The sequence below is a fragment of the Pseudovibrio sp. POLY-S9 genome (assembly GCF_001431305.1).
Taxonomy (GTDB): Bacteria; Pseudomonadota; Alphaproteobacteria; order Rhizobiales; family Stappiaceae; genus Pseudovibrio.
In genome coordinates this window covers 13,838-30,205 of the sequence record NZ_LCWX01000010.1, presented here as the reverse complement: position 1 = coordinate 30,205, position 16,368 = coordinate 13,838, and the positions used below count along the sequence as shown (strand labels likewise).

General features: G+C 54.1%; 17 protein-coding genes. 14 read left to right on the top strand and 3 right to left on the bottom strand.

The window, feature by feature from the left end; all coding sequences use genetic code 11:
• Positions 1 to 110: 110 nt before the first annotated feature.
• The gene (gene hppD / locus PPL9_RS00640) at positions 111 to 1,223 is read right to left on the bottom strand and encodes a 4-hydroxyphenylpyruvate dioxygenase (RefSeq protein WP_057460831.1); all 1,113 of its coding nucleotides are present in this window, start codon (positions 1,221 to 1,223) and stop codon (positions 111 to 113) included.
• A gap of 135 nt (positions 1,224 to 1,358) precedes the next feature.
• On the opposite strand from hppD, the gene PPL9_RS00635 reads away from it, so the two are divergent.
• The 5 genes from PPL9_RS00635 to PPL9_RS00615 all read left to right on the top strand — a co-directional run bounded on the left by PPL9_RS00635 (position 1,359) and on the right by PPL9_RS00615 (position 5,646).
• The gene (locus PPL9_RS00635) at positions 1,359 to 1,826 is read left to right on the top strand and encodes an Lrp/AsnC family transcriptional regulator (protein WP_008551672.1); all 468 of its coding nucleotides are present in this window, start codon (positions 1,359 to 1,361) and stop codon (positions 1,824 to 1,826) included.
• Between the two features lie 134 nt (positions 1,827 to 1,960).
• Positions 1,961 to 2,731: a tellurite resistance TerB family protein gene (locus tag PPL9_RS00630; protein ID WP_057460830.1), complete on the top strand. Its 771-nt coding sequence runs from the start codon at positions 1,961 to 1,963 to the stop codon at positions 2,729 to 2,731.
• Positions 2,732 to 2,816: 85 nt separating this feature from the next.
• Positions 2,817 to 3,284: a DUF1203 domain-containing protein gene (locus PPL9_RS00625; protein WP_057460829.1), complete on the top strand. Its 468-nt coding sequence runs from the start codon at positions 2,817 to 2,819 to the stop codon at positions 3,282 to 3,284.
• An 83-nt stretch (positions 3,285 to 3,367) separates the two neighbouring features.
• Positions 3,368 to 4,978 carry a GMC family oxidoreductase N-terminal domain-containing protein gene (locus PPL9_RS00620; RefSeq protein ID WP_057460828.1) on the top strand — a complete coding sequence of 537 codons (1,611 nt, stop codon included), beginning with the start codon at positions 3,368 to 3,370 and terminating at the stop codon, positions 4,976 to 4,978.
• 29 nt (positions 4,979 to 5,007) lie between these two features.
• Positions 5,008 to 5,646: a VOC family protein gene (locus PPL9_RS00615; RefSeq protein WP_057460827.1), complete on the top strand. Its 639-nt coding sequence runs from the start codon at positions 5,008 to 5,010 to the stop codon at positions 5,644 to 5,646.
• Between the two features lie 128 nt (positions 5,647 to 5,774).
• On the opposite strand, the gene PPL9_RS00610 is transcribed toward PPL9_RS00615, so the two are convergent.
• The gene (locus PPL9_RS00610; RefSeq protein WP_082596428.1) at positions 5,775 to 6,461 is read right to left on the bottom strand and encodes a YafY family protein; all 687 of its coding nucleotides are present in this window, start codon (positions 6,459 to 6,461) and stop codon (positions 5,775 to 5,777) included.
• 144 nt (positions 6,462 to 6,605) lie between these two features.
• Between PPL9_RS00610 and PPL9_RS00605 the strand changes: the two genes are divergently transcribed.
• Positions 6,606 to 7,094 carry a RidA family protein gene (locus tag PPL9_RS00605; RefSeq protein WP_057460825.1) on the top strand — a complete coding sequence of 163 codons (489 nt, stop codon included), beginning with the start codon at positions 6,606 to 6,608 and terminating at the stop codon, positions 7,092 to 7,094.
• A gap of 168 nt (positions 7,095 to 7,262) precedes the next feature.
• Entirely contained in the window at positions 7,263 to 8,159 is an 897-nt protein-coding gene (locus PPL9_RS00600; protein WP_057460824.1) for an NAD(P)/FAD-dependent oxidoreductase, read from the top strand.
• A 7-nt stretch (positions 8,160 to 8,166) separates the two neighbouring features.
• Here PPL9_RS00600 and PPL9_RS00595 read toward each other — a convergent pair whose 3' ends face one another.
• Positions 8,167 to 8,853, bottom strand: a complete 687-nt coding sequence (locus PPL9_RS00595; protein ID WP_057460823.1) for a YafY family protein — start codon at positions 8,851 to 8,853, stop codon at positions 8,167 to 8,169.
• A 104-nt stretch (positions 8,854 to 8,957) separates the two neighbouring features.
• Between PPL9_RS00595 and PPL9_RS00590 the strand changes: the two genes are divergently transcribed.
• The 7 genes from PPL9_RS00590 to PPL9_RS00560 all read left to right on the top strand — a co-directional run.
• Complete coding sequence (locus PPL9_RS00590) at positions 8,958 to 9,422, top strand: SRPBCC family protein (RefSeq protein WP_208989082.1); 465 nt, start codon at positions 8,958 to 8,960, stop codon at positions 9,420 to 9,422.
• A gap of 167 nt (positions 9,423 to 9,589) precedes the next feature.
• On the top strand, positions 9,590 to 10,375 hold the full coding sequence (modA, locus tag PPL9_RS00585; protein ID WP_057460821.1) for a molybdate ABC transporter substrate-binding protein: 786 nt from the start codon (positions 9,590 to 9,592) through the stop codon (positions 10,373 to 10,375).
• A complete protein-coding gene (modB, locus tag PPL9_RS00580; protein WP_057460820.1) occupies positions 10,372 to 11,076 on the top strand; it encodes a molybdate ABC transporter permease subunit in 705 nt (234 codons plus the stop codon). Before modA ends, modB begins: the two co-directional genes overlap by 4 nt.
• Positions 11,069 to 12,136 (top strand): molybdenum ABC transporter ATP-binding protein, encoded by a 1,068-nt coding sequence (gene modC, locus PPL9_RS00575; RefSeq protein ID WP_057460819.1) that lies wholly within the window; start codon positions 11,069 to 11,071, stop codon positions 12,134 to 12,136. The genes modB and modC overlap by 8 nt, the downstream gene beginning before the upstream one ends.
• 213 nt (positions 12,137 to 12,349) lie before the next feature.
• Positions 12,350 to 14,059, top strand: coding sequence for an ATP-binding protein (locus tag PPL9_RS00570; RefSeq protein WP_208989081.1), 1,710 nt, complete (start codon positions 12,350 to 12,352; stop codon positions 14,057 to 14,059).
• A gap of 1 nt (position 14,060) precedes the next feature.
• Positions 14,061 to 15,428 (top strand): sigma-54 dependent transcriptional regulator, encoded by a 1,368-nt coding sequence (locus tag PPL9_RS00565; RefSeq protein WP_057460817.1) that lies wholly within the window; start codon positions 14,061 to 14,063, stop codon positions 15,426 to 15,428.
• Between the two features lie 179 nt (positions 15,429 to 15,607).
• Positions 15,608 to 16,368: DctP family TRAP transporter solute-binding subunit (locus PPL9_RS00560; protein WP_244273329.1), on the top strand; the 761-nt coding region annotated here is incomplete at its 3' end.

The following is a 16,368-nucleotide window of genomic DNA, read 5'->3' as shown; positions in this document are numbered from 1 at the left end:
ATTTTAAGCAGACTGTTTCAAACCGTTGCATTATCTACAACTATGCATACAAAAAAAAGACCGAAAGCCCCCCGTGCTTCCGGTCTTTTTTCAGCAGTGGCTACTGCTGGTTATTCGGCTGCGTCGTGTTTGATAACACCGCGTTGGATTTGGTCTTCTTCTATGCTCTCAAAAAGGGCGCGGAAGTTGCCTTCGCCGAAGCCTTCGTCGCCTTTGCGTTGGATGAACTCAAAGAAGATTGGGCCGATGACGGTTTTGGAGAAGATCTGTAGCAGGATCTTTGTCATGCCGCCGCCAATGACGCCTTCGCCATCAATGAGGATGCCGTGTTTGGCCATGCGGTCGAGTGGCTCGGTGTGGCCGTGCACACGCTCGGCGCTGCGGTCGTAATAGGTCTGTGGTGGGCCGGGCATGAATTTGAGGCCATCTTCTGCCAGTTTGTCGGTGGCTTCATAGATGTCGTCGGTGCCGACAGCGATGTGCTGGATGCCTTCGCCTTTGTACTTGCGCAAGTACTCTTCGATCTGGCTGGTGTCGTCCTTGGACTCGTTCAGCGGAATGCGGATTTTGCCACATGGGGATGTGATCGCGCGGCTGACGAGGCCGGTGATGCGGCCATCAATGTCGAAGAAGTGGATCTGCTTGAAGTTGAAGAGCTCGCGGTAGAACGTCCACCACTTGTCCATGTTGCCGCGATAGACGTTATGGGTCAGGTGGTCGAGGTAATAGAAGCTCTTGCCGGTTGGCTTGGGGTCTGCTTCGCCCAGCCAGTTGAACTCTTCTGAATAGGCAGAGCCTTTGTCGCCGTACTTATCGATGAAGTAAAGCAGGGAGCCGCCGATGCCTTTGATTGCGGGTGCATCAAGGGTTTTGTCGGAGCCGGTGTAAGGCTCTGCGCCGCGACTGACCGCATGCTCAAAGGTCTGCTGTGCATCCACAACGCGCCATGCCATGGACGGGGCGCATGGGCCGTGCTCGTCAATGAAGCGGGAGGCGAAGCTGTTTGGCTCTGCATTGAGGATGTAGTTCACATCACCCTGACGGTAGAGCGTGATGTTTTTGCTCTTATGCTTTGCAACAGGTGCAAAGCCCATGCGGCGGAAGAGGACGTCCAGCTTTTCCGGCTCTGGGTGGGCAAATTCAACGAACTCGAAACCGTCGGTGCCAGCAGGGTTTTCTGCTGTAATCTCAGCTGGTCCTGTATCATGCGGAAATGGGCCCATTTGTTCCTCCTCAAACAAGGCAATTGCAATTTGGAACTATTCTGAAATATCTGTGGCGCGACAGGTTTGCATTCTTACGTAAAATCACGCAGTATATGCACAAATTGTGCGTCATATATTGATTTGGTGCGAATGATGATTGAGCTAGACCAGTTTGACCTTAAGTTACTTGCAGCGCTGCAAGAAGACGCCAGCCAGACCAATCAGGAGTTGGGAGAGGTGATTCACCTTTCTGCCTCGCAGGTTTCGCGTCGGCGGACACGGCTGGAGCAGGAGCGGGTGATCCGTCGCTATAAGGCTGATCTTTCGCCGGAGTATCTGGGGCTGGATGTGATGGCGTTTGTTGGGGTGGCACTGGCCACGCACAACAAGGAGAACGCCAGATTGTTTCGTGATCTGGTTCGCACTATCCCCAGCGTGCAGGAAGCCTACGCTATGACGGGGGACATGGATTACATGCTCAAGATCCGGGTGAAAGATCTGAAGGCCTTGAGTGAGGTGATCAACAATGATCTGCTGCCTCATGAGGCGGTGCAGAATGTGCGCAGCTCCATCGCGATGGATACGCTGAGGGACGACAACCATTTGCCGCTTGGGCAGTAGACAGGCTCTCAAACATTACAATTTTGTCAGGTTGTGTTTTTGCGGGATAGGGCATCTTGAAGTGAAAACTTCGGGTTCCCATCTCCATATAGATTTGACGGGTAACGTCCAAAAGCAAAGGGATAGGTTTACAGATGTTCGACAGCAAGGCACTTCTTGATCAGTTCTTGGGTTCCAACGGTGGCAATCAGGCCCGTGGTGCCCTGGACAAAGGGCAGTCGTACATCAAAAACAATGCCGGCGGACTTGCTGGCGGTGCCGTTGCTGGTGGATTGGCCGGATACCTTCTTGGCAGCAAGAAGGGCAAGAAACTTGGCAAAAAGGCCGTGAAATACGGTGGCATGGCGCTGGTTGGTGGCCTTGCCTACAAAGCATTCCAGACATGGCAAGATGGTAAGAACAATGGCGGCGGCGGTGCAGCTGCGCCTCATGGTTCTGCGCAGACGCAGACAGCGCCTGCAACTGTTGTACCGGTGCCAGAGCCGCTCGCCCTGCCGGACCCGACTGGCACTGCGTTTGACCCGGATGCAGGGAATGGTGATGCCAAAGAGTTTGCTATGGCGCTGATCGTTGCGATGATCCAGGCGGCCAAGGCAGATGGCACTGTGGACGGTGATGAGATGCAGCGCATCTTTGAAAAGCTGGATGAGCTGGGTCTGGGCGCTGAAGAAAAAGCGTTCGTTTTGGATGAGATGCGTGCGCCACTGGATATCGACCGCGTGGTGGCGTTTGCGACCTGTCCGGAAACGGCTGCTGAAATTTACACTGCATCACGCCTTGCGATTGACCCGAACCTACCTGCTGAGCAGGCCTATCTGATGATGCTGGCCGCACGGCTGGAACTGGATAGTGGTTTGGTTACGGAGTTGGACAAGGCGATTGCGGCGGCTCAAGCGCAGGCCTGAATGCGCTGATATTTGAATTGCTCGCAAATCGGGTGGTTACGGTTTGCGGAAGGCCATAGGTTGCTCCCAACTTGAGGAGTGACCTATGGCTTTTTTTATTTCCGGATTGAAATCCAACGAGTTTGACGCGCTGAACGGCCTGAGCGAAGAGCAGCTGGCAGAGCGTAATGTGGTTGTTTATGTGGTTGATGAGAAACCAGGCTTTCCGTGCCGTGTCACACTGGATGATGCCGAGGTTGGGGAGCGGGTGTTTTTGCTGAACTATGCCTACCAGCCAAATGACACGCCCTACAAAGCGTCCCATGCGATTTTTGTACGCGAAAATGCAGCGGATGCAATGCCCTATGAGAATGAGGTTCCGGTGTCGCTGTCCTCCCGGTTGTTGTCACTGCGCGGGTTTGATGCAAACCACATGATGATTGAAGCGGATATCGCGCAAGGGTCTGACATCAAGCCGATGCTGGAGGGCTTCTTTGAGAACCCAGAAGTCTCTTATATTCAAATGCATTATGCACGACGTGGGTGTTTTGCAGCGGTGGCTCATCGTGGGTGATCTAAACATATCTTACTAGTGCAAACCTCCCGCTCAGTTTCTATCCTAGGCAGCATCGAGACTTAGGGCTTGGGAGGGCCGGCATGCGCGCATTGGGAACCTGGGATTACATCGTGGTTGGAGCTGGCTCCGCGGGCTGTGTTGTTGCAAACCGACTTTCTCAGGACCCGGATGTGAAGGTGCTGCTGCTGGAAGCTGGTGGGAACGATAAACATCCTTGGGTGCATATCCCTGTCGGCTATCTGTACTGCATGGGTAATCCGCGTATGGACTGGGGTTTCCAGACCGAGGTGGAGCCGGGGCTGAATGGGCGTAAGCTGAACTATCCGCGCGGTAAACTGCTGGGCGGGTGCTCTTCCATCAACGGCATGCTGTATCTGCGCGGACAGGCGCAGGATTATGACAACTGGCGCCAGCTGGGTCTGACTGGCTGGGGCTGGGATGATGTGCTGCCGTACTTCCTGAAGTCAGAGGATCATTATGCCGGATCTTCCAAGGTGCATGGGGAAGGCGGGGAATGGCGCGTTGAAGAGCAGCGTTTGTCGTGGCCGATCCTTGACCGCTTCCGTGATGCTTGCGAGGAAGTGGGCATTCCGAAAATTGACGACTTCAACGGTGGTGACAACTTCGGCTCCTCCTATTTTCAGGTGAACCAGCGCAAAGGCGTGCGGTGGAGTACGTCCAAGGGGTTTTTGAAGCCTGCTGAGAACAGAGGAAACCTGAAGGTTCTGACGAATGCACAGGCGACTGCGCTCGTGTTTGGCGGGCGCCGCGCGACTGGTGTTTGCATGATGGTGAACGGCGAAATGACTTCTGCTGCCTGTACAGGAGAGATTATCCTGAGTGCAGGGGCCATTGGATCGCCGCAAATTCTGGAATTGTCCGGCATTGGGTCTGGTGAGCGATTGACCCAGCATGGCATCGACATGGTGCTGGATCAGCCTCAGGTTGGCGAGAACCTGCAGGATCATCTGCAGATCCGCAGCATCTATAAGGTTCAAAACACCGTTACGCTGAACCAGCGAGCCAACTCGTTGATTGGCAAAGCGAAGATAGCGGCTGAGTATGCGCTGAGCCGGTCTGGTCCAATGTCCATGGCTCCAAGTCAGCTTGGGGTGTTTACGCGCTCTGACAGCTCTTATGAAACGCCGAATATCGAGTATCACATTCAGCCGTTGTCGCTGGATAAGTTTGGCGATCCGCTGCATGAGTTTCCAGCGATTACGGCGAGTGTTTGTAATTTGCGGCCAGAGTCTCGCGGCAGTGTTCATATCGGGTCCGGCAATGCAATTGCACATCCAAAGATCCAGCCGAACTATCTTTCTGCCGAGAGTGACCGACGTGTGGCAGCTGACAGTTTGCGCCTGACACGGACAATCATGGAAACCAGGGCGATGGCCGAGTTTTCGCCGGAGGAGTACCTACCAGGTGCGCATGTCGTTAGTGATGAAGACCTTGCTATTGCAGCGGGAGACATCGGCACCACCATTTTCCATCCTGTGGGGACGTGTTCCATGGGGGCTGTGGTTGATGAGCGACTGAAGGTGAAAGGCGTTGAGGGCCTGCGCGTTGTTGATGCTTCCATCATGCCTCGCATCGTCTCCGGCAACACCAATTCTCCGACAATTATGATTGCGGAGAAGGCATCGGATATGATCCGCGAGGACCGAAAAAACGCGGTGGTTGCCTGTTAGAGAGCTTACTGGAATGGAGAGGTCTGGATTTGTTGAAACTTGACCACATAACCGTCATTGCACCAACCTTGAAGGAGGGTGTGTCCCATGTTCGGAGTTGTCTTGATCTGGATATACCGTTTGGGACGCGCCACACCTATATGGGGACGCATAATCACAGGCTTCAGCTTGGAGAGAGTGTTTATCTGGAGATCGTTGCGCTTGATCCGAATGGAGTTAAGCCGAACCGAGCGCGATGGTTTGGACTTGATGATCAGGAAAAAGTGCGAGCGGACTGGGAGGAAGGCCGACGTCTTCGGGGATGGGTCGCAAGTTCGGAAGATATCGGCGGAATTTCATCCAAATACACTGGGATCTTTGGTGATGAAGTTTCGCTTCCATTTGTCGATCCTGAACTTGCATTTTCGATCCGCAAGGATGGTTCCCTTCCGCTAGATGGGGCTTTGCCTTCGCTGATTGACCACCGGGGCGTGCCAACTTCCATGTCGGAAATTCCAGATATGGGTGCACGACTGCAAGGTCTGACAGTAGAGCATTCTGATCCAACTGAGATCGAAAGGCTCTACAACGAATTTGCCTTAGACCGTCCACCGTTGGTCACTGAAGGGCCAAAAGTGCGTTATCGGGCGCAAATCGAGACGTCTACTGGTGTTAAAGAGCTGAGTTAGCAAACAAAGGAGAAGCTGCCGGTGTTTTGGTCACCATTGGTTTTGTGCAGTGGGACACATCAGCACCAAGGTGTGAGGACCAGAAAAATGCGGTGGCGGCTTAGACGTGGTCTGACTGGGCCCTGTGGTTACTCGCATTCTTTTTCGCGCTCGAAGTAATCGCGCAGCAAGCCTACTCGTTTGGGGCGGAAGGATTCTTCCAGGAAATCGACTGACTGGATCCGGTCCAGCCGGAACATGCGGAAATCTTCTCGTAAACAACACCAGGAGATCAGAGCCTGCACTTCGCTGAAGAAGTAGATGGTGAGCGGCCAGACTTTGCGTTTTGACAGGCGGTCCTTCAGGTCCAGATAATTCAAAGACACCGCTTGCTCATTCCAGATTGCTTCGCGAAGACCGGGGAAGTCTGCCTCGGATGTGGGCGTGTTGCGCAAGATGTGGCTGCCGACGGTTGCGTGCCGCAATCGCTGGCGCATGCTTTGCGGAAGGCTTGCTTCCAACTTCACCAAAGCATTTTGTGCTGCATACGTGAATTCTATGTTGCCGAGTTTGGCGACGGTATGCAGGCCAAGAGCCAGCGCTTCCACCTCGTCGGCTTCAAAATGCATTGGTGGCAAGGAGGGGTCTTCTGTCAGCGTAAAGCCAAAGCCTGCTTCCCCATCAATGATTGCGCCGGAGGACCGAAGGCTTTGAATGTCTCGGTAGATGCTGCGCTGGGAGACTTCCATTTCCAAAGCCAGCCTTGATGCCGTCACTGGTGAGGGCAATCGCCGCAAGACTTGCATCAGGCGAATTAGGCGGTCAGAGCGGCTCACGAACAGTCTCCAGTTTCAACATGTCTACGCATGAGTGAGTTTAAGTATAACCATGCTGACAAGAATTGTCAGGAGTTCTTTCGTATTTAGGTGCAGCACAGAGCTAACACATCAAGTTCCAGGAAACTGGCCATGGAGACGGGCATGTCGCACCTAAAGAATATTTTTGTAATTGGAGGAATCCTCGCAATGTCTACTAGTTTTTCAACCAGCACTTCAGCCGCTGAAACTGCGGATAAACTTAGTATCGTCAATCCCCAGAGCCTTTATGATCCATCTGCTCATGGCTACAGCGTATCCGTGGTTGCGCCAGCTGGTGCACGGGTTGCTTATGTTTCCGGGCAAGGTGGGGCCGACGATAAAGGCGCTTATTCGCCAGAGTTTTCGGTACAGGTTAAACAGGCTTATGCCAATTTGAAAAAGGTGCTTGATGCGCTTGATGCCACACCAGCTCAGGTTGCCAAGCTCACCGTTTATGTGGTGGACCATGATCCATCGAAACTTGGTGTGCTGACTCAGAATGTCATGGAGATGTTTGGAGAAACGCTGCCGGCACAAACGCTGGTTCCTGTTCCTAAACTGGCAATTGACCCGATGCTGTTTGAAGTGGAAGCGGTTGTTATTCTTCCATAGTTTTTGTCAGGCACGCGTTTCCTTTGGGATGCGTGAGCAACTGCGATGAAGCCCTCTTTTTCCTCGCAAAGCAGTCCCTAGCTGAAGCGTTTAATGATGCCTTTGCAAAAGTTGAGGCATCATTGCCGGAGCCGAGGAACCGAACGCCAGCAGTAAAGGTCTCTGAGCATGCATGATGTGATTATGGTTGGGGGGAGTTATGCCGGAATGGCGGCTGCTTTGCAGCTGGTGCGTGCTCGCAGGTCTGTTCTGGTGATTGATGCTGGTGAGAGGCGAAATCGATTTGCCGAGCACGCCTACGGCTTTCTGGGGCAGGATGGTGTGTCGCCTGATGAGATTTGGAGGCAGGCGCAGCAGCAGCTTGAGGCTTATCCTAATCTGGGCTGGCATCACGGAACGGTTCAGGAGTTCTCTGGTGAGATTGGTGCGTTTTGTGTGCGCACAGACAAAGGCGAGGCTTTCACCGCACATCGTATTCTGCTTGCAACGGGAGTTCGTGATGAACTGCCCGATATTCCGGGTTTGGCAGAGCGTTGGGGCAAGTCGGTTTTGCATTGCCCGTATTGCCATGGTTACGAGTTGAACAACGGGCCAATCGCTGTGATTGCCTTTAATCCCGTCTCACTGCATCAGGCTGAAATTATGCCAGAATGGGGGGCGACGACCTTCTTCACGAATGGTGCGTCATCACTGGAGGATGAGCAACGCGCACATCTGCTTCGTAGAGGCGTTACTCTCAACGATACTGAGATCAGCCGTATTGAAGGCACTGCCGACATTGTGCTTGAGGATGGCCGTAAACTTGAGTTCTCGGCCATCTTTGTTGTTTCCAACACATATCCATCCAATTCACTGGCTCAGTCTGCTGGTTGTGCGTTGGAGGACCATTCCATGGGGCAACAGCTTGTGACCTCTGAGTTCAAGGAGACGACTGTGCGCGGTGTTTTTGCCTGTGGCGACGTCGCCCGTGTGCCGCACTCCGTCTCATTTGCTGTTGGGGATGGTGTTTGGGCCGGAATGCAGATGCACCGGTCTTTGATCGACCCGCAGATGTCGGGCGTCTGAGTGAAGCTTAGTGTTTTGACGCCATTGCGTCTTCCCAGCCCTTGATGAGCGCTTTGCGACGTCCGGGGTATTTATCGGGCTGAACTTCCATGGAGTGAACCCTGTCTGTTCGAAAATGCCGGTAATCCTCTCTGGTTTCGCACCAGGCGACGATGTAACGGGCTTTGTTCAGGTAGGCGATGAGCAGAGGCCAGATGATGCGCGTGGTTGGTTTATCGCTGCCGTCCTTATAGGTGAGTTGCAGCTTGGTGTGGTCTCGAATAGCGCGCCGCAGAATGACACCATCGAACCGCTCAATGGCGACTGGTGTTGTTGCGATGGGTTTGAGGCCAGCATCCAAAATTATCGGGCGCAGCTCTGGTGGTACGGCAGCAGACAATTTGGCCACTAAATCTCTTGCAGAGCGCGCAAGGGCTGGGTCTGCTTGTGTTGCGACCCATGCGGCCCCAAGAGCGGCTGCTTCCAACTCATCTGCGGTCAGCATCAAAGGTGGCATGTCGTAGCCATCATCCAGCACATAGCCGGTTCCGGCTTCTCCGGTGATGGGCACCCGCTGGGCCATGAGCTCTGCCATATCGCGGTACAACGTGCGTAGAGAGATTTCGAGTTCGTCTGCAAGAGCACGCCCCGTCACAGGAGACCGGCTTGACCGCAAAATCTGGATGATGTGGAAAAGGCGGTCGGTACGACGCATTGTGGGCTCCTGCTGTCATGCTGCTGCCATAACGGTGTCAGCAGCGCCACTGTATCAATGGTTCAGCACCAAGCAAGATGTTTGAGATGATTGAGGAGAAACCGATGATACGCTGCGAAAGAACGATGGTGATTGATGCCAGTCCGGAAGCAATTTGGAATGTGATTGGCCGGTACATGGACCTTGATGAGTTTGCTCCTCTTGTGAAGTCTGTTGAGGCGTTGACCGAAGGAGCTGATGGTGTTGGTTCGGTGCGGCGTTGCCACTTTGAGAATGGCACCTTCATCGATGAGGAAGTGATGGAATGGGAGCCTAATCGCAGAATGCGGGTGCGTCTCTCTTCTATGGAGGCTTTACCGCTGAAGGAAGCGCAAGCGGAGATTTGCATCAAGCCTTATGCCGGCGGGAAATCACAGATTATCTGGTATCTGGAGTATCGTATGAAGTACGGACCGTTGGGGTGGTTGTTGGGCCAAACGCTCGTGAAAAGCGGGACGGGTAAGGTTATTGATGGCAACCTGAAAGGACTTGCGGAGAAGGTGAAATCCCCCCGCGCAATTGCGGCGTAAAGCATCGAGCGTATCTTATTTTGGAAACCGGATTCCAGTTTCTCGGGATATGCTTCAGAAAGAAAGATGCTTGACGAAACCCACGTGGGCCTTGATATGAGTCAGTGGTTCGGGTGGGTTAGGTCCTTATAGTTCAAGCCGGACTCGCGAAATGGAGTATTCTGGCTGTGACTGGTTTCTGGCGTTTTCTTTCTGCAGTTGTTGTGAGCCTCGCGCTGGTTGTTGGCGGCGGGGCTGGCTCGTTTGCGCAGGAGCCGGAGCGTATTCTGGTGTTTGCCGCCTCCAGTCTGAAGGATGTGCTGGAGGATGCTGGCGCACAGTTTGATCAATCCCATAACACCAAGACAGAGTTCTCCTTTGGAGGTTCGCAGACCATAACCCGCCATGTTGTTGCCGGTGCGCCTGCTGATTTGCTGGTGACAGCGGATGATGCGTGGATGGCGTATGCTGTGAAGAATGGCGTGCTGGTGGATGACAGTGTTGTGGAGCTGGCCTCCAACGGGCTTGTGCTGGTTGGTTCTGAAGCGCTGGGCGCTGAGGCGGTTGAGCTGAAGCCGGAAGCGTTGCAAGCTGCATTGGCGGATGGGCGGCTGGCCATGGGTGAGCCGGAGACGGTGCCCGCCGGGCGCTATGGCAAAGAGGCGCTGATTAATCTCGGTTTGTGGGAGAGTGTTGCTCAGCGTGTGGCGCCGATGGAGAATGTACGCATTGCTCTGGCCGCTGCTGCACGGGGTGAGGTGCCTCTGGCGCTGGTCTATTCTTCTGACGCGACAGTGGAACATGGTGTGCGGGTGCTTGCGGAAATACCGCAGGACAGTCATCGTGCTATTGTTATTCCGGGTGCCTTGACCTCTGGCCATTCCAAGGCTAGCGAAGGGTTTATGGAGTTTTTGAAGGGTGCTGAGGGGCGCAAGATCTTTCAGGCTCATGGTTTCAAAGTGAGCGGCGATTGAGCTTTTATCTGACGGATGCGGAATGGGCGGCTATCCAGCTGTCGCTGCAGGTTGCGAGCCTTGCAATTGCGATTGCGCTGCCGCCTGCGATACTGCTCGGCTATGCTCTCGCCCGCTGGAAATTTCCCGGTTATACGCTGGTGAATGCCTTGGTGCATTTGCCGATTGTGCTGCCGCCTGTGGTGACAGGTTATGTGTTGCTGGTGCTGTTTGGGCGTCAGGGCATGTTGGGCAGCTTCTTTGCAGATGTGTTTGGCATTGTGTTTGCTTTCCGCTGGACAGGGGCTGCGCTGGCGGCGGGGATCATGGCGTTTCCGCTGATCATTCGGCCTGTAAAGCTTTCCTTTGAGTTGTCAGATGGGCAGCTGGAAGAAGCCGCGCATTCGCTGGGCACGTCTCGCCTTAGAACCTTTTTGCTGATTACGTTGCCGTTAGCGCTGCCGGGTATCTTGAGCGGTGCGATCCTTGGGTTTGCCAAGGCGATGGGGGAGTTTGGGGCAACGATTACGTTTGTTTCCAACATCCCCGGAGAGACACGCACACTGTCGCTCGCGCTTTATACAGAGATGCAGAGCCTTTCTGGTGATGCGGGAGCAATCCGCCTGACGGTGATTGCGATTGTGGTTTCCATTGGTGCTCTGGTGTTCTCTGAGGTGATCTCGCGTCGCCTGTCCCGCAAGTTGGGAGGGCAGCATGATTGAGGTTGATGTTTCCAGCCGTTTGGGTGACTTCTCGCTTTCCGCCAAATTTGCGGTGAATAGCGGGATCACGGCGATTTTCGGCAAGTCTGGCGCTGGTAAATCCTCTTTAATCCGCATGATCGCAGGGCTGTCGGCTCCAGATAGCGGACGCATTATGCTGGGCGAACGGGTTGTGTTTGATCGCGCGGCTTCCATCAGAGTGCCAATCCAGCAGCGCGGTGTGGGCATGGTGTTTCAGGATTCCCGCCTGTTTCCGCATATGAATGTGGAGCGGAACCTGCTTTACAGCCAGTGGGCGGCGGGGCGTAAGTCTGCCGTTGGTCTGGGTGAGATTGCTGAGTTGCTAGGGATCTCTCATTTGCTGAAGCGGCGGCCTCATGGGCTCTCCGGCGGAGAGAAGCAGCGTGTGGCGATTGGGCGGGCGTTGCTTTCTAATCCGCAGCTTCTTGTGCTGGATGAGCCGCTGGCATCACTGGATGCTTCCCGCAAAGCTGAGATCCTGCCGTATCTTCTTAAGTTGAAGAACGAGTTCGGCATTCCGATGCTGTATGTGAGCCATAGCCTTGGTGAGATTGAGCAGCTGGCGGATACGCTGGTGCTGCTTGATGCTGGGTCTGTGGTGGCACATGGGCCAATTGCGCAGATGCTGAGCAATCTGGAATTGCCACAGCTGGCAAGCGGGCCAGATGCTGGCTCTCTGCTGTTTGCCAAGCTGAACCACTATGATGAGCAGTGGCAGATCACTGAGTTTGATTTGGAAGGGCAGACATTGCAGCTTCCGGGTCTGCTGGGAAATATCGGGCAGGATGCGCGCATTCGTATCAAGGCCAAGGACGTTGCTCTTGCGCGCAAAGCGCCTGAGGAAGCTTCTGTCCGCAACGTGATTTGCGTTGTGATTGAAGGCATTACGGAGACCTCCGGGCCGTACGCTGAAGTGGATTGCCGGGTTGGAGAGCAGCATTTGAGGGCGCGACTGACACGCCATTCTGTACACGAGTTGCAGTTGGCTGCCGGACAACAGGTATTTGCTTTGATCAAAAGTGTTGCGCTAGACCAGTGATCGAACACGGGTTACACCGTAAGTGATTAAGCGCATTTGGTGATGCCTCGGGAGGCATTGCGGCTAGTTTCTAAGTTAAATCGGACAAGCGACGTGAACAGGACAAGCAGATCTGAGCGATGGCAGCGGGTCTCCAGTGTTGCACTGGTGACGTTTGCTATATTTGCGCTCGTGGTTGCCTGGGTCGCGATGCAGTTGAGCAGCCAGTTTTATATGGCTGACTTGCAAACGCGTGGGCAGGCGACGCTGTCTGTACAGGCGGCGGGACTGGAAAAGTATCTCGATAAGTACCGCTTGTTGCCGCCGTTGCTGGCGCGGCGCTCTGATATTGTGCAGATCCTTGCCAATAATGAACATGAGCGCGGGCAGAATGTTGCCAAAGTGATTGCAGGTATGTCTGGTGCGCAGGAGGTTTGGTTCCAAAAGCCGGATGGCCAGATTGTTGCTTCCAACCTGGTTGATAACGCCAGTATGGCGGAGCAGGGCATGTCCTCTTATGTGGATGCGTTGCAAGCGGCGCGGCAAGGGCGGCTTGGGCGGCAATTGGTGCTATCGCGCAGTGGTGGACCTGCCAGCTATGTGTTTATTGCTCCGGTTCGGCAAGGGGAGCAGGACTACGGTTTTATTGCGGTTCGTGTGAGCCTTGAGGGGGTTGAGCAATCTTGGGCACTTTCCAAGGATCGCCTTGTTGCTGTTGATCAGAATGGCATTGTGGTTGCCACTAACCAATCCACTTGGCGCGGAGAGCGGTTGTTTGCACAGCGCACCACGCGGCGTGGACGTGTGTCCGCTACTCTCAACGGTGTGATTGAGCAGCGTTGGTATGATTTGGATTTCCAGCTTGTGCGGTTGAGCCCGCCTTTCAATAAACCTAACTTCCAGATGATTGAGCAGGAGCTGCCTGTGCTGAACTGGAAAGTGGTGTTGTTTGCCGACACCTCTCAGGTTCGTCAACAGTCCATCTGGGCTGCTCTGGTGGCTTTGCTGCTGTGTGTTGTCAGTGGTGGATTGTTCTGGATGGCGGGTGAGCGGCGACGGCGGTTGCTGGAGCGTATTCGGCAGGACAAGGTTTATGCGGCGCGGTTGGAAGAGCGCGTGCATGAACGCACCCGCGAGCTTTCCACCATGAATGCTTTGCTGGCGCAGGAAGTGAAAGAACGTGAGGCAGCAGAAACCGGACTGCAACAGGCACAGGCCAGTCTGGTGCAGTCTGCCAAGCTGGCGACATTAGGCGAAATGTCTGCTGCGCTATCTCATGAGTTTAACCAGCCACTGGGCGCGATCCGTACGCACTCAGAAAATGCGCAGGTGTTGATTGAGACCGGTAAGTCAGACCGGGCGTTGAAGAGCCTTGGCAAGATTGTTGCTATGGTGGAGCGCATGGCGGCGATCAGCCAAATCCTGAAAGGCTTCACCCGTAAAGCGGGGCGTGATCTTACTCCGGTGAAGGTTTCTGCCGTTGTTGGTGAAGTGCTGATGCTGACGGGGCCACGTTGCAAGCAGATGGGCGTGCACACTGAGGTGGTGCAGGACGACAAAACCATTGAGGTTCTGGCTGGGCAGGTTCGGCTTGCGCAGGTGCTGATGAACCTGATGAGCAATGCGCTGGATGCCATGAAAGCGCAGGCTGAACCATGCATCCGGATTTCGGTTACTCATCATGAGCAGCAGGTGGTCATTTGCTTTGAAGACAATGGACCAGGCGTGCCAGAGGATGTTGTTGCGAGCATTTTCGACCCGTTCTTCACTACAAAGGATGTGGGTGAAGGATTGGGGCTTGGCCTTTCCATTGCCTATAAGATAATCGAGGATTTGGAAGGGCAGCTGCGCTATGAGCAGTCTGAGCTTGGCGGCGCATGCTTTGTGATTGTGCTGAAGGATGCCACGGAGACTTCCGGCGATCTTGAGGAAGAAGAAGTTTAGTATGGACGTATGGGCAATCGATAAAGCCACCACTCTTCTGGTCGATGACGACGAAGATATGCGTGAGGCGCTGGTGGAGGGGCTGGAACTGGCCGACTATCACGTGGTGTCGTTTTCTCGTGCTGAAGAAGCGCTCGAGCACATCACTCATGAGTTCTATGGTGTTCTGGTCAGCGATATCCGTATGCCCAAGATGGGTGGCTTTGATCTGATGAAAGCTGCTTTTGAGATCGATAGTGCTTTGCCTGTGGTGCTGATTACAGGCCATGGTGACGTGCCGCTGGCTGTGGAAGCCATGCGGGCCGGGGCCTATGATTTTAAAGAGAAGCCGTTTCCGGTTAGCGGGCTGGTTGCCGTTGTTGAGCGCGGGCTGGAAAAGCGCCGTTTGACACTGGAAAACCGTGTGTTGCGTGAGGAGCTGGGCAAGCTCTCTGGTCTGGAAGAGCGCATTGTTGGTAAGTCCCCGTCCATGGAAGAGCTGCGGAGTACTATTACCGCGCTGTCTGGCACGGATGCGGATGTGCTTATTCTGGGTGAGACTGGCTCTGGTAAAGAGGTCGTTGCTCGTGCGTTGCATGAAGAAGGCCTGCGCAAAGATGGACCGTTTGTGGCGTTGAACTGCGGAGCGCTACCTGCTGATATCATCGAGAGTGAGCTTTTTGGGCATGAGAAAGGCGCCTTTACCGGTGCAAGTAGCTTGCGGATTGGCAAGCTGGAGCATGCGCATGGCGGGACGGTGTTTCTGGATGAGATTGAGTCCATGCCACTGGACTTGCAGGTAAAGCTGCTGCGGGTGTTCGAGACGCGAACGATTGAGCGGCTCGGGTCAAACAAGTCTATTCCGCTGGATCTGCGCTTTGTGGCTGCAACCAAGGAAGATCTGGAGGCGGCCTCCAACCAAGGGCGGTTCCGGAAGGATTTGTTTTACCGCCTTAACGTGATCACACTGGCTATTCCGCCGCTGCGAGAACGGCTGGAGGATATTCCGGTGCTGTTCCATTACCTCACCCGTGGGGCGCGGGCGCGTTACCGGAAAGAAGTGCCGGAGATTTCGAGGGAGTTTCTCGGTGAACTTATGCAGCGGGAGTGGCCAGGCAATGTGCGTGAATTGCGCAACGTGGCAGACCGGTTTGTGCTGGGGCTGGAAGGGCAGCCGAAGGCCGCTGGTGCGGTGGCGGCTGTTGCGGGCCCGCAGAGTGGTACGCTTGCTGAGCGCGTGAGTACCTATGAGCGCGATATTATTGCTGCTGAGCTTGAGAAGAACGACGGCAAGATTAAGCCGACGTATGAAGCGCTGTCCGTCTCCCGCAAGGCGCTTTATGAGAAGATGAAGAAGTATGGCTTAGGGAAGGATGAGATTGGTGAATAGAGATGTGTCGAATTCGACACATCTTTGAGTAGTCAATGTTACTTATTCGTAACAAATGTAAATCGAATAATTAGGTAAATATCCGTAAGTAGCTGAAAATACTATTAGTATTAAAACTGGCACGCAGATTGCTTTTAGTATCGTGAGGAGCTTCGCTCCGTTCCATCTGGGAGGATACTATGAAGAAATTGGTTACTGCTGCCACAGTTGCAGCTGGCATGTTCACCGCTACTCAAGCCGTTGCTGCTGAAGCGTGTGATCCGGGTGAAGTTGTTATCAAGTTCAGTCACGTTGTGTCTGCGACCGGCCACCCAAAGGGTGACTTTGCGACTGCATTGGCAGAGCGTATCAACACTGAGATGAATGGTAAGGCCTGTATGCAGGTTTTCCCAAGCTCCCAGCTGTTTGATGATGACAAAGTGATGGAAGCTCTGCTGCTCGGCGACGTTCAGATCGCTGCGCCTTCTCTTGCTAAGTTTGAAGCTTACACACTCAAGTACCGTGTGTTTGACCTTCCGTTCCTGTTCTCTGACATGGATGCAGTGAACAACTTCACGCAGGGTGAAAAAGGTCAGGAACTGCTGGGCGCGATGTCAGACATCGGCTTTGTTGGTCTCGGCTACGTTTACAACGGCATTAAGCACTTCTCCGCCAACAAGCCTTTGCTGACACCTGCTGATGCTGCTGGCCTGAAGTTCCGCGTTCAGACCTCTGACGTTGCTGTTGCGATGATTGAAGCAATGGAAGCAAACGCGCAGAAGCTTGCGTTTAAAGAAGTATACGGCGCGCTGCAGACCGGCGTTGTTGATGGTCAGGAAAACACCTGGTCCAACATCTACACCAAGAAGTTCTTTGAAGTTCAGGACGGTATTACAGAAACCAGCCACCAGCTGCTGTCTTACCTTGCTGTGACCTCTCAGGAATGGCTTGATAGCCTTGA

Coding starts and splice junctions, on each gene's coding strand:
- hppD (WP_057460831.1), bottom strand. CDS start 1,223: ATGGGCCCATTTCCGCATGATACAGGACCAGCTGAGATTACAGCAGAA.
- PPL9_RS00635 (WP_008551672.1), top strand. CDS start 1,359: ATGATTGAGCTAGACCAGTTTGACCTTAAGTTACTTGCAGCGCTGCAA.
- PPL9_RS00630 (WP_057460830.1), top strand. CDS start 1,961: ATGTTCGACAGCAAGGCACTTCTTGATCAGTTCTTGGGTTCCAACGGT.
- PPL9_RS00625 (WP_057460829.1), top strand. CDS start 2,817: ATGGCTTTTTTTATTTCCGGATTGAAATCCAACGAGTTTGACGCGCTG.
- PPL9_RS00620 (WP_057460828.1), top strand. CDS start 3,368: ATGCGCGCATTGGGAACCTGGGATTACATCGTGGTTGGAGCTGGCTCC.
- PPL9_RS00605 (WP_057460825.1), top strand. CDS start 6,606: ATGTCGCACCTAAAGAATATTTTTGTAATTGGAGGAATCCTCGCAATG.
- PPL9_RS00600 (WP_057460824.1), top strand. CDS start 7,263: ATGCATGATGTGATTATGGTTGGGGGGAGTTATGCCGGAATGGCGGCT.
- PPL9_RS00595 (WP_057460823.1), bottom strand. CDS start 8,853: ATGCGTCGTACCGACCGCCTTTTCCACATCATCCAGATTTTGCGGTCA.
- PPL9_RS00590 (WP_208989082.1), top strand. CDS start 8,958: ATGATACGCTGCGAAAGAACGATGGTGATTGATGCCAGTCCGGAAGCA.
- modC (WP_057460819.1), top strand. CDS start 11,069: ATGATTGAGGTTGATGTTTCCAGCCGTTTGGGTGACTTCTCGCTTTCC.
- PPL9_RS00570 (WP_208989081.1), top strand. CDS start 12,350: ATGGCTGACTTGCAAACGCGTGGGCAGGCGACGCTGTCTGTACAGGCG.
- PPL9_RS00565 (WP_057460817.1), top strand. CDS start 14,061: ATGGACGTATGGGCAATCGATAAAGCCACCACTCTTCTGGTCGATGAC.